A 13,050-nucleotide genomic window follows, 5' to 3' on the forward strand; every position below is an offset into this window, starting at 1 on the left:
TTATGAAGAGGAAGAATGAAAAAGGTTTCACCCTAGTGGAACTGATTGTTGTAATGGCTGTTCTTGCTGTAATTTCTGCAATTGCAGTACCGAGGTTTTTAGGCGTGCAGGAAGATGCAAAACTTGAAGCTGATTATGCTACAGCAGCAATGCTGGGAAAGGCAGCGGAGTTGTACTTGGTGAATGATGGAAATACGACTACAACATTAAACGAGGCAGCTACAGTAGAAGCGCTGCAGGGTATGTTGAAAACAACGAAGATTGATTTTGTATCAAAAGACTTTAATGGAAATGAAGGTACAATAGAATTTACTGAGGGTTTAAATGGAGAAGTAATTGTGGAGGCAACAAATGCTACAACCACAGCTTTAGAACAAATGTATCCAAAATAAAATACTAATATTTACGATGAACTTGAAATCCCGGATTGTAGGGGAGAGTCTTGTGCTCTCCCGCAGATAACAAATTTTAATCAAACCCCGGGCGGACACGAGGTCCGCCCCTACGTGTTGATAATTGCGGAATTGCATATCCGACATTACGTGTTGGTAATTGAGGAATTGCAGTGAAATTGGAGTCACATATGCCATATGGAATGTAATTGCAAATATTGGCGATTGGCGAACGAATTTGGAATCCCGGATTGTAGGGGAGAGCTACTGCTCTCCCGCATATAACCAAACTATATACTAATAAATCGAGGTTTTTATGTTAGCGATGGTTTTCATTTATGGATTAGTAATTGGTTCATTTTTGAATGTGTGTATTTTCAGGATACCGGAAGGGGTTTCAATTATCAATCCACCTTCGTCATGCAGCAGCTGCGGTCACAGGCTTTACTTCAAGGATATGATACCTGTTGTCAATTACATTGCAAACAAAGGGAGATGCAAATATTGCAATGCTTCATATTCAGTGCAATATCCCATAATTGAAATTTTGAATGGTGCATTTTATTTAATGGTTGCCTTGAAATACGGCTGGAGTTTTTATGGTGCTGTTTATTGTATTTTGGTAAGTTTGCTGATAACTGAAAGTTTGATAGATATAAAGTACATGATAATACCTGATAGTCTGAATATAGTTGGTGCTGTAATAGGAGTCAGCATTATTATTTATGACAACAGTTTAATTTGGGATAAGTTCATAGGAGCAGCAGTTGGATTTTTAATTTTTTCAATGTTATCATTTTTCACCGGTGCCATGGGTGGCGGAGACATAAAGCTCATGATGGCCCTTGGACTTATTTTTGGAGTAAAAGGGGTATTATTCATAACAGTATTTTCATTTCTCATTGGTGCTTTGGTTTGTTCTGGGTTGATAGCATTAAAATTTAAAAGCATGAAGGATAAAATTCCTTTTGGGCCATTTATATGTATGGCAGCATTGCTGTATATTTTTTGCGGCAATGAATTAATAAATGTTTATTTAAAATGGATTTGGTAATTCAGGTGCTTTGAATATGTCATTCTAGTCGCAGAACAAAAGAGAGATCCTTTGCTAACGCTCAGGATGACAAAAAACCAATAATTGCCACCTGTATACCTGATTCTGTGTGAGATTATCGCTTAACACATGATGATAAAATTTGTAAGATAGGTGATAGCCATGTCAAAAATACTAGCTATTGAATTTAGCGACCATAGTATTAAATTTATTGAAGGCAGAAGAAAAGGGGAGATACTTCACATTTTCAGAAAAGCTGAAATAGATTTACCTTACAGCATTTTATCAGACGGAATACCTAAAGATTTACATAAAGTTTCAGAAGTTCTCAAGAAGATACTTGGAAATTCTGTTAAGCATAAGAAAGCTATGTTTCTCATTAATTCAAATTCAGTATTTATAAGAAAATTGGAACTTCCATATGTAAAGAACAGCAAGGAAACAAGATCCATGATTAAATTCAAACTTCAGGAGATGCAGCCATCTTATATTAATCAATATAAAATCATGTACAAAATATCTGAAATATTCATGAGTGAAGGCGTTAAAAAGGCCAGATACACAGTATATGGCATGCCATTGAAAATGTATGAGGGATATATAGAAATCTCTGAAAGGTTAAAACTGGACTTAGCAGCAATGGATATTTCATCAAATTTCACAAATTACATTTTAAATGAAAATATAAATGAATATGGTGTAAAAAAAGACATAGTAGCAGTCATAAATGGCGGTAAATCAAACGTGTGTCTTAGTATAGCTCACAAAGGCATTACTGAGCTTTTCAGAATAACAGAATATGATCATGAAGACACTTTGCTGTTAAAGTGTTTTGATGGAATTCGTAAATACATGAAATATTACACTTCATTAAGTAAGGACAACATTATTGAAAAAATATATCTGATTGGAGAATCCTTAAGTGATGAATTTAAGGAAAATTTATCTGACTTAGGTATAGAAGTTGAAGTTATTAGAGAAATGCCATGTGTTCTAGAACATGGACCAGAGATAAAAGATGAATTCTATGATTATTTTAATTTGACTGCTTCATTTTATTTTGATAAAAATCATATTGATTTCTTAACAGAAAAAAAGGAGAAAATGAAATATAGGTTTGCTGTTGGAGTAGCTGTTATGTCAGCAATTCTTATAACAGCTCTAGGGTTTTCGTATAATTTTTTGAATTATTATTTTAAGACAAGCATATTGAAAAATGAAGCATATTCAAAGAAGGTATTTCTTAGCAATGATGATAATATTTTATTGAACAATGAAATAGAAAACATCAAAAAAAAGACCGTGTTTCTTGAAAATTATGTAGTCATGGCTGGTGAAGCAAAGGAGAAATCAAGACTTGACAATTTAATTAGCTCTAATCTGTTTGAAAAAATAAAAGACTGTGCTGCAAATGGCACAAAAATAAAATCTTTTTTTGCCGATGCAAATAATGTGGAGATAAATTGTGAGTCAATTTCTTTAAAAAACGTCGCATTGTTTGTAGAAAATTTGAGAAAAATTGAATTTGTAGACAATGTTAAAATGACAAATGTAGAAGTTAATAAAGAAGGGGAAGTATCAAAATTTACTTATGCAGTTACTTGTTATTTGAAGGGTGTTGATTATGAAGAACAATAAATATATTAAAATAGCAATTTTTATTGCATTGTCTACAATTTTGCTTTTCACGGCAAAAGACAATGTATCAGCAGCGTACAGTATTTTTAGCCTGACTGATGATGAACATACCAAAATCATTGTAGACTATGAAAATATGTGTGAAAATATAAAAAACAAAAAGATGTATGAGGAAAGGCTTAGAGACATCAGCGATGAAGCCAACAGCATTAATATCATGGCAAATATCAGGCAGGAACAAATATTAACAATATTAAACGAATATCTATCAAGCTGTTCAATTGAAGCGTCTTCGATTGATTTTTTGGAATATTCAAATTTAAATAGTATGGAAGCAGAAATTTCCGAAGAAAATGAAAAAGACCGAATTATTTCAGCTGCTGTCACCATTTCTTTTAAAGCTTCTTACAATAACATGCTTAGATTTGTTGATGAAATTCAAGGAGGTAAGACCTATGCAGCAATAAACAATGTCAGAGTTGTTATGAATGACAATGAAGAAGTTTACGGAACAATTGAACTTGTTTTTTATGCCTTGAAAATAGATGAAGCTTATGAATAGGATGAAGTTAAGGATTTCAAATAACTGTGGTATGACACTGGTTGAACTGGTAGTGACAATGGCAATACTGGGTATATTGATTGCACCTATTATGTCAATGTTTGTATTTTCAGCTAAAATAAACAATACTGCCAGCAATGAGTATAAAGCTTCCATGCTTGCGCAGTCATATATGGAGGAAATTAAAGCAATGAGGGAAATTGATACACAAAAATATGCTTATAATTCCAGCACAGGAAAGTATGAATGTCTTGTGCCGGAAACAGAAAGCAGTTATGGAGCTGAAATATTAATAGAGGCAGGGGAAGGAATAGTCTATTCAATAAAAATTTCAATCATACAAGACACCCAAGTGTTAAAAATCCTTGAAGGAAGCAAAATTTTTTATTGATGATACTTCTATAATGTAGGACGACAGAAAGGAGTATTATTAATATTTCGGAGAATAAGTATGAACAATAAGGGTTCCACAATGGTGCTTCTAGTTATTGCTATGACTGTAATAGTGGCGCTGGGTGTTTCGATTTTGAATATAGCAATGATGCAGTACAACATAAGGAATTACAGCACGGAGGCAAAACAGCTATTTTATAAGGCAGAAGACGGTCTTAATGAAGCTTTTTCAGACGTCTATATTTTAATAGATGAAGCTGCTGCTAGAGCAATTGATGAAGCAGAAGAATATTTAAATTTGTATCCTCTTGATGAAGGAGGGGCAGAAAGTATTTTTTGTGCTGAGTTTAAGAATTTTGTAACTGTCAATTTTAAAAATAGAGCTGAAAATAGTTCTAATCCAAAGGTTAAAATTGCAGAACCGAATTTAATTTTTTCCGGAAATAGATTAACTGCACATTTAATATCAATCTATCGCACAGATAAAATAGAAAAACATGTTGAAGTTGATATAGTAGTCTTGGTTCCTGTTTATTCAAATGTTAAAAGCAATATTTTTGATGCCTCTGATTATATTATGTTTGATAATTGGATTAATGTAAATTAAATTTAGAGTGCTGACAAAGAAATTTTTGACATTGTTATTCTAAGGAATAAAGATGAGATCCTTCACTATCGTTCAGGATGACAGCTTCAGTATAGTCTAAAATCATAGTATTTATATGGTATTAGAAGAGGTGTACTATGTTAAAAAACAAAAATGGTTTTACTCTGATAGAACTTCTGGTGACTCTTGGACTTAGCACTTTGGTTACTTCATTGGTAGTAACTTTTTTTGTTGTAAACATAAAAACATACAAAGAATTAAATGATGAAGCAGAGCTGCAATTTCAGGCACAATATATATTGAATTTCATGTCGGACAAAATAATGGAATCTGAAGGCATTTCCTTAATGAAAAATTCACTGAACTACTATTCCATGACAGCAGTAAGAGCTGCAGAATTAGAGCTTCCTGCTGACAAAATATCATTTAGATTTGGTGATGGGGAAAGTGAAAATTATGTGTTTCAAATTGTAAACAAAAATATTCGTTACGGCAGCGGAAATAAAGACATAAATCCCACTGTGGAGCTTGGTAATTATGTTAAAGCAATGCACATATCACTATTGAAAAACGATAGTTTAATAAATGTCAAGGTTTTTAAAATCACTCTGTTTCTTGAAAAAGGAGATCAGTCATTTAAAGCTGAGCAAGTTGTATGTTTCAGAAACAATAATTCTGTTCAGTAGTGTGATTGCAAATTTTTAACAGTCCGTTCAGCTCATTGTAGTTATTTTAAAAAAATAAATAGTCATTGCAATAAAATAAATACATTGACAAATACTGAATTAATTTATAAAATAAGCTATGGTATATTTTAGGTGGACTATGAGTAAAAGCGGGTTTACCCTAATAGAAACGATTGTTACAATTTTCATATTGATTATTTTGATTTCATTAGCTGTCCCTAAGCTTGATATGGATTTTGCATATATGGACAAGATGGCTAATGAATTTGCCATGGATGTAAGATATATTCAGATGGAAAGTATGAAAGTACCCGGAGCTGAGTATAATATTCGAATAAACGTGGCTGAAGGCTATTACAATGTTGATGTTGATACTGTCACGGTCAAGACAGTCAGATTCAAGAAAAGATATAAAATAAGCTACAGCAACGTTAATATGAATTCAATCGGATTTACATATGAAGGGATGCCTGTTAATGCAGGTACATTTTCTATATTGGATACCAAATCAAATGAAAAAAAAGAAGTATCAATAGTTCCAACCACAGGAAGAACTATAATTAAAGAATAAGCAGCAATGTGCTGGTTATAATATACATAAAGGAGGAGACACTAACAATGATTACAGCAAGTGATTTTAAAAAGGGTATTACTATATCTTGGAATAATGGATTATGGCAGATAGTAGATTTTCAACATGTTAAACCTGGAAAGGGAGCTGCCTTTGTTAGAGCTAAATTAAAAAACATAATCTCAGGAGCTATAAGAGAGGAAACTTTCAACCCTACAGAAAAATTTCCGCTGGCGCGTATTGAAACTAAAGATATGCAATATTTATATAATGATGGACAATTGTATTATTTCATGGATCCAGAATCATTTGAACAAATTCCGTTAAACTATGACCAAGTTGAGGAAGCTATTAAATATTTGAAAGAAAATGATTTTGCACAGATGAGATTCTATGAAGGCAAACCATTTGAAGTATCAGCGCCAAACTTTGTTGAACTTGAAATAACTGAAACAGAGCCTGGATTTAAAGGAGATACTGCACAAGGAGCAACTAAGCCTGCTACAACTGAAACCGGTGCTAAAATAAACGTACCGCTTTTCGTTGAGATAGGAGATAGAGTGAAGATTGACACCAGAACCGGTGAATATCTATCAAGAGTTTAGGAGGTAAGATATGGATTTTTTGTATGAAAAAATTTCTTATTTGAGAGGTTTAGCTGACGGTTTAGACGTTAAGGCTGACACTAAAGAAGGCAAATTATTTAATGCGTTGATGGATGTTATCGAAGAAATAGCTGACGGTATGAGTGACATAGTTGAAGAGCAAGATGAAGTAAATGAGTACTTAGATTTATTAGATGAAGATTTATCAACTGTTGAAGAAGAATTGTTCGGTGACATGGAAATCGATGAAGATGATTACGATGATGATGATTATGACTTCGATTTCGATGACGAAGATGAATTTGATGAAGACTTCGATGATGAAAATCATTGCGGTTGTGGTTGCGAAGAAGAATAATAATAATTTGCAAAAAAAGCATTTCCATTTTGGAGATGCTTTTTTAGTGCAATACTCGAGCCCGGGCGGACACAAGGTCCGCCCCTACGTATGGCAGTGAATAAATGTACAGTTGTTCAACGGGAGGACAGTAGTCCGCCCCTACGACCCGGAGAATTTTAGAATACCACAAATTTTTATATTACGGCCAGATTTCTGCAGGGTCAACTCCGTAAATTTGAACAACTTCAAACAAATCACTGTTGGCAATGTCCTTTGGTGTTACAAGCCATGAACCGTCATAGTCAACATCGTATCCCTTCTGCATGAACGGATACCACACAAGATGTGAGCACTGGGTGCTCTTGAGTTTTTCAGGAACAGGATTCTTGCTGCTCAATAAACCAACAAATAAACCGTATGGCACATCATTCATATTGTTTTTTGCAAACTCTGCTATTTCATCCAATGTTTCCTGGGAAGTGTCTTTCAACTTAAGCATCATGAATGAAGGGTACACTCTCCATTTGTTGATGTTTTGAAACATTGTGTTAGTTCCCAGTATTACTGCTTCCAGGGTTTCGCCTCTTTCTGCATCTGTTATTATGGCTGCATGTCCATGGCGCCATCCAAGAGAATGGGTTGCCTTTGTTATGAGAACATATCCGTTTTCATAGGGCGCAAAGTTAAATCCATACATTGGCTTTCCTTCATCATTCACAATGGATTCCTGACTTGTGATTATTCCTATGGGTTCGCAAAGAACTTCATTGTCTCTGAAGAATATTTCCTGGAACTTAATTATTTCAGATTTTCCATCAGATTTTTTCATTAGCTCATCTACAGCTGTTTTTCCTAGGCCTGTCTGATAAAAAAGATACTTGTAGTCTTCCTCAGAGATCGTTTCTTTTTCCAAAATGCTATTTATGTCTTCCTTTGGATAATCCGGATGGATGTATCCCTTCGGCTCAATCACCATTTCTGATATTGAAACGGCAGTGAAAATAAAGATGGCAGCAAATAATAAAATCTTAAATTTTCTACGATTGACTTGTTTTATCATAATATGTCCTTATCAAATAATATTCTGAAATGAAATTAATGTTTTGATTAAATTGGAACAGATATATGTCTGAATTAATAAATTATTGACATTTTCAATATATCAATTATATATCAACATGAAAATATTGCAATGTAAAATATTAGAATGTAAAATTTAAATAAATTTCTACATAAAAATTATAGTTCAAGCTGTTAAAATTTCATTTGATATGTTATAATATATATCATTTAAAATTGGAGGATTCTAATGAACAAATATAAAAGAGCAGGCAACTTCACAAGAGCCGTATGTTTCATTTTAGCCTTTGGTATGATAATAACCACATTTATGAGCATGCTAATTTACTTTTTCTAGGAAGTGACATATGAAGAATATTGTTGATAAATTAAATAAAGAAGAACTGGCACACCCTTTGGATGAACAGCCCTTATACCACAAAAACTGTGCAGAGATAATGCTAATGGCCGCTGATGAACAGTACAACCTGGGACTTGATGAAAGATTCTTTAAGGCTGTATGCCCATTCGGTGGAGGCTTTCAGACAGAAAACACGTGCGGAGCCCTTTTGGGAGCTTTAGCAGCAATTGGATTAATGTATACTGAAGAGCGACCTACAACAAATGACAAAATGAAAGAAAAAACAAAACAATTTGTTGCTGAATTTGAAAAAGAATTTGGTGCTTTGGACTGTGCAAATATCAAAGCTCATCACAGAAGTGAAACAGAAGGCTGTGCTCCTGTGAAGATAAGAACTGCAGAAGTGTTTGAAAGAGTAATCAATGATTAACAGGTGAATATGGAATACTATGACTATTTAAAAGAAATTAACGGAGTAAATCTTAACAGTCAGCAAATGGAAGCTGCTTCATTTGATAAGGGAAATGCCCTTGTGCTTTCAACTGCTGGCTCGGGGAAGACTACCGTGACAATTGCCAGAGCCGGACGATTGCTGTATGAAAACAAATGCAGCAGAAAAGTTTTGACAATTACATTTTCAAAAATGGCAGCCAATGACATGAAAAACAGGTTTCAATCTTATTTTGGCAGCGTGTATAAATCAAAAACCGAATTTTCAACTATTCATGCCTTTTCTTATAAAATTGTGAAGAGCTTTTACAATAGAAAAGGCATTGATTTTGAGCTGTTGACCAACAGTTATCAAATCCTTGGAGAAATACTCAAATCTCATTATTCAAAATCTTATTTCAATTATGTAAGCGATGAAGAAATTGAAAATTTGTCATCAGCCATCGGTTTTGTAAACAACATGATGATAAATCCAGCTGAATACAAAGACTATGGCATAGAAATAAAAGGTTTTGATACCATTTACGAAACATATCGAGCGTACAAATCGAAAAACAGGCTTATTGATTTTGATGATATGCTTCTTTTTGCTTACAAAATTATCAAAGGCTCTGATTATTACAGGGATTATATCAAAAATACTTACCAGTATGTGCAGATAGATGAAATGCAGGATACTTCAAAGATACAGCATGAACTGATAAAGCTTATAACGGATGACAACCTGTTCATGGTAGGAGATGACGACCAGGCAATTTATTCATTCAGGGGCAGTTATCCGGATTTCATGCTAGAATTCAGGGACATATACAAGGACGGCAAAGTTTTTTATCTTAACAACAATTACAGGTCAGATAAAAACATTGTGGAAGGTGCAAGGCACTTCATAGAAAGAAATAAAAAAAGATATGAAAAAGCAATCAATACAGATAATGAAAGAATAAATGAGATAAATATAATTCGTGTTAAAAATAGAGCTGAACAGGCAAAACTCATAACTGAAGCACTTTTACCATCAAATGACCAGACTGTTGGCATTTTGTTCAGATACAACATGTCTGCCATGATTTTGGCCAACAATCTCAATGAAAATAAAATAGATTTTTATATTAAGGAAGACAAAACAAAATTCTTCAGCAACCCGGTTTTATATGATGTCATGGCATTCTTAAATCTGGCTCTAAATCCTAAAGACAGAGATGCCTTTTCAAGGATATACTATAAAAGCTACACATACTTTTCAAAAGGCATGTGCAAGATTGTAACTGACAGTCCCAGAGAGGATCTTACAGTCTTTGATATTCTCGATAACTACAGATATTTTGATCACTACGTATATGATAAAATACATCAGTTCAAAATTGACATTAATTATTTGAACAAATTAAGACCAATGGATGCAATTCGCTTCATTAAAATGGAACTGGAATATATAAATTACCTGGAGAGAATGCAGGAGGAAGGTCGAAATAACATGTCAAATTCTCTTCACATTTTGGAGATACTTGAGGAGATAGGTTCCTACTGCAAGAACATCAAGGAATTTATAGAAAAAATCAACAACCTTCAGGAGGTTATCAAAAATGCCTCTGAAAACAAAAATGCCAATGTGACACTTACAACTATTCACAGTGCCAAAGGACTTGAATATGATCATGTGTACATGATTGACAACATAAGCGGTGAATTTCCTTCAGAAAAGAAAAACATGTCTGAAGTAGAATATGAAAAAATTCTTGAAGAAGAAAGACGAATTTTTTACGTGGGAATGACAAGGGCAAAAAAAGTGCTTAATATCATTGTTCCAGGCGCGCCGTCACTTTTTGTGAATGAACTGATTCAATCAAACAAAAAAAACAATGCATAGCATAAAATGTCTAAGAATTTCCATAAAAAGTAAATTTATTGATTATTTTTTATTGAAAATATTAATAAATAATTATATAATGTAATATAATTGTAAGGCTAAAATTGGGGGACACAGTATGAAACTTTACATTAATACATTAGGAGAATTTGATATAAAAGCAAATGGACAGTCAATGCTAAAAGAATCCAGCCGCACATACAGAATATACAAACTTTTTGAATATTTTCTTACTTTTAGAAACAAAAAGCTGCTGCCGGATACAATCATTGATAATTTGTTGTCTGAAAGCGATTCCGACGACCCTAAAAACATGCTTAGAACGCAGATTTTCAGATTGAGAAAAATAATCAAGATGCTGCTGCCGGATGGTATTGATGCAGAGGAATATATCAACATCAATTTCACGAATGGGTATTATTGTCTTGAAATAGGTGAAGATACTGTTGTCGATATTGACGAGTTTGAAAGGCTGATTCTAAAGGGCGATGCAGAGCGAACTGCAAATGCAAACAGTGCTATTGAGTTTTATGAAGAGGCCATAAGCCTTTATAAGGGATTATATTTGTCTGACAATGCATATGAAGTATGGCTGGTTCCCACAAGGAACTATTATCAAAGGCTGTATTTAAAAACATTGTCCAAGCTGTTTGAACTCTTAAAAGAAAAAGGGGAAAATGAAGAAATCATAGCATTGTGTGAAAAGGCTCTTCTTTCTGAGCCTTATGAAGAAGAAATCCACATCAATCTTATGGAAGCCATGCTAAATCTTGGCCAATCAAAAGCCGCAATGAACCATTATGAATATGCATTGAATCTGTTGGAAAGAGAAATGGATGCAAAGCCTTCGAATAGGTTTATGGATCTGCGTAAAAAAATACATAACAATTCTCATAAAAACACAGATATTGATTTGTCTTCTATAAAGATGCAGCTTGAAGAGGCTGCAGAAAATGGTGCAATGCACTGTAATTTTGAGTATTTTAAATTTCTGTTCAATCTTCAGAAAAGAAAATCCATAAGAAATAACGAGTATGACTATCTTTGCATTATTAACTTCAATAAAAGAGGTTTACACAGCCATGAGTCACTGGCAAATATTTCAAGGGAATGGGCAATGCTTCTGAAGACTACTCTGAGAAAGGGCGATGTGTTTACATTCTGGAACGACAGTCAGATACTTATAATGCTCCATGACGTAAGGGGAGACGGAGTGAGTATAATTGAAAACAGAATTGCAAGTAATATGAAAAGTTATATGAAAATAAATGGAAATGAAATAAATATGATTTTTCAGCCCTTAGTGTCTGAAAATACTTTGATATAATTTGCAGCCTCTTTGGAGGCTGTTTTGTCATTCTGAGGGCGCAGCCCGAAGAATCTCATATTTCAACTTAGGATATAATTCATTAATGCTCAGAATCATAATAGCTATGGACTAACAGTCTTTTTCAAGACTGTTTTTTTGTCGTTTTTTGGCGTAATTAAAATGTAATTGAAATGAAATTGAAATGAAACTGCTAAAAAATTGAGATGTAATTACAAATACGTATAATAATATCAAGCAAACACAAAACCGCAACTTGTACGGAGACTTAAATGTAGACTGGAAGAAAATAAGTACGGTTAATGATTTATAAAAAGTTGCTTAAATGAAATAAATGAACATAAAACTGACACTAGACGAGGGGGTTATAAAATGAACAAAAATCTATACAGAATAATTTGTGCAATAATAGCATTTATGATGATTATGCCTGTAATGCCAAGCAGTATAGTAAGCGCTAAACCTAAAGGTGGAGATTCTTCAAGTGAAGCTATGGAAATTGATGTGGATGGCGATGTGTATTCTGAACTTGGAATAAGCTCAACTAATAATCAATCAAAGCTTCATGCCATATGGTATGACGATGATGAAGTTTATGTAGCTGTATCAGTAATGAGTCCAAAGCAGGTTGAATCAGTAGAATATTCTGAGAATTCAGGGTTTAGTAAGACTGTAACAGGTTCAGCAATTTATGGTAATATTAATATTACTAAACTCATACTGACAAATGATCATGGAAGATTTGAATTCGATGCTTTAAAAAAGAATTCTGATTCTGCAGGTAAAAATTATTTTGTTATAGCAAATTTAGGAGAATTATCATTAAACAATACATTTAATATTCAAATTGATGTAAATGGAAATGGGCATGAATTTATAGGTATAAAAGTTAACAGGCCAAATGAAAATCCGATAGATCCGGAAGACCCAACGGACCCGACAGATCCAACGGACCCGACAGATCCAACGGACCCAACAGATCCAACGGACCCAACAGACCCAACTGATCCAACGGACCCAACAAACCCAACGGATCCAACGGACCCAACGGATCCAACGGATCCAACGGATCCAACGGACCCAACAGACCCAACAGACCCAACTGATCCAACGGACCCAACAAACCCAACGGATCCAA

The 13,050-nt window shown here is 33.8% G+C and carries 15 protein-coding genes; 14 read left to right on the forward strand and 1 reads right to left on the reverse strand.

Features of this window, described 5'->3' with window-relative positions; all coding sequences use genetic code 11:
• The first annotated feature begins 2 nt into the window (after window positions 1–2).
• The 10 genes from BN358_RS22320 to BN358_RS09095 all read left to right on the forward strand — a co-directional run bounded on the left by BN358_RS22320 (window position 3) and on the right by BN358_RS09095 (window position 6,866).
• Complete coding sequence (locus tag BN358_RS22320; protein WP_019228923.1) at window positions 3–392, forward strand: type II secretion system protein; 390 nt, start codon at window positions 3–5, stop codon at window positions 390–392.
• A gap of 316 nt (window positions 393–708) precedes the next feature.
• The gene (locus BN358_RS09055) at window positions 709–1,446 is read left to right on the forward strand and encodes an A24 family peptidase (protein WP_019228924.1); all 738 of its coding nucleotides are present in this window, start codon (window positions 709–711) and stop codon (window positions 1,444–1,446) included.
• A 162-nt stretch (window positions 1,447–1,608) separates the two neighbouring features.
• Window positions 1,609–3,084: a PilN domain-containing protein gene (locus tag BN358_RS09060; RefSeq protein ID WP_019228925.1), complete on the forward strand. Its 1,476-nt coding sequence runs from the start codon at window positions 1,609–1,611 to the stop codon at window positions 3,082–3,084.
• Complete coding sequence (locus tag BN358_RS09065) at window positions 3,071–3,646, forward strand: hypothetical protein (protein ID WP_019228926.1); 576 nt, start codon at window positions 3,071–3,073, stop codon at window positions 3,644–3,646. Before BN358_RS09060 ends, BN358_RS09065 begins: the two co-directional genes overlap by 14 nt.
• Window positions 3,639–4,037: a prepilin-type N-terminal cleavage/methylation domain-containing protein gene (locus BN358_RS09070; protein ID WP_019228927.1), complete on the forward strand. Its 399-nt coding sequence runs from the start codon at window positions 3,639–3,641 to the stop codon at window positions 4,035–4,037. The genes BN358_RS09065 and BN358_RS09070 overlap by 8 nt, the downstream gene beginning before the upstream one ends.
• A gap of 60 nt (window positions 4,038–4,097) precedes the next feature.
• The gene (locus tag BN358_RS09075; RefSeq protein ID WP_019228928.1) at window positions 4,098–4,646 is read left to right on the forward strand and encodes a hypothetical protein; all 549 of its coding nucleotides are present in this window, start codon (window positions 4,098–4,100) and stop codon (window positions 4,644–4,646) included.
• Between the two features lie 137 nt (window positions 4,647–4,783).
• Entirely contained in the window at window positions 4,784–5,332 is a 549-nt protein-coding gene (locus BN358_RS09080) for a PilW family protein (protein WP_019228929.1), read from the forward strand.
• A gap of 139 nt (window positions 5,333–5,471) precedes the next feature.
• Entirely contained in the window at window positions 5,472–5,903 is a 432-nt protein-coding gene (locus tag BN358_RS09085; protein WP_019228930.1) for a prepilin-type N-terminal cleavage/methylation domain-containing protein, read from the forward strand.
• A gap of 47 nt (window positions 5,904–5,950) precedes the next feature.
• The gene (gene efp / locus BN358_RS09090) at window positions 5,951–6,508 is read left to right on the forward strand and encodes an elongation factor P (protein WP_019228931.1); all 558 of its coding nucleotides are present in this window, start codon (window positions 5,951–5,953) and stop codon (window positions 6,506–6,508) included.
• 10 nt (window positions 6,509–6,518) lie between these two features.
• Window positions 6,519–6,866, forward strand: a complete 348-nt coding sequence (locus BN358_RS09095) for a CD1247 N-terminal domain-containing protein (protein ID WP_019228932.1) — start codon at window positions 6,519–6,521, stop codon at window positions 6,864–6,866.
• Between the two features lie 181 nt (window positions 6,867–7,047).
• On the opposite strand, the gene BN358_RS09100 is transcribed toward BN358_RS09095, so the two are convergent.
• Entirely contained in the window at window positions 7,048–7,908 is an 861-nt protein-coding gene (locus BN358_RS09100; protein WP_019228933.1) for a hypothetical protein, read from the reverse strand.
• 367 nt (window positions 7,909–8,275) lie between these two features.
• On the opposite strand from BN358_RS09100, the gene BN358_RS09105 reads away from it, so the two are divergent.
• The 4 genes from BN358_RS09105 to BN358_RS27500 form a co-directional block, all read left to right on the forward strand.
• Complete coding sequence (locus BN358_RS09105; RefSeq protein ID WP_019228935.1) at window positions 8,276–8,698, forward strand: C-GCAxxG-C-C family protein; 423 nt, start codon at window positions 8,276–8,278, stop codon at window positions 8,696–8,698.
• Window positions 8,699–8,707: 9 nt separating this feature from the next.
• On the forward strand, window positions 8,708–10,585 hold the full coding sequence (locus tag BN358_RS09110; RefSeq protein WP_019228936.1) for an ATP-dependent helicase: 1,878 nt from the start codon (window positions 8,708–8,710) through the stop codon (window positions 10,583–10,585).
• A 118-nt stretch (window positions 10,586–10,703) separates the two neighbouring features.
• Window positions 10,704–11,912, forward strand: coding sequence for a bacterial transcriptional activator domain-containing protein (locus BN358_RS09115; RefSeq protein WP_019228937.1), 1,209 nt, complete (start codon window positions 10,704–10,706; stop codon window positions 11,910–11,912).
• Between the two features lie 372 nt (window positions 11,913–12,284).
• On the forward strand, window positions 12,285–13,050 hold a 766-nt coding region (locus tag BN358_RS27500), incomplete at its 3' end, for a hypothetical protein (RefSeq protein WP_232233068.1).

Origin of the sequence: Sedimentibacter sp. B4 (genome assembly GCF_000309315.1) — a bacterium.
In the GTDB taxonomy this organism is placed as follows: domain Bacteria; phylum Bacillota; class Clostridia; order Tissierellales; family Sedimentibacteraceae; genus Sedimentibacter; species Sedimentibacter saalensis.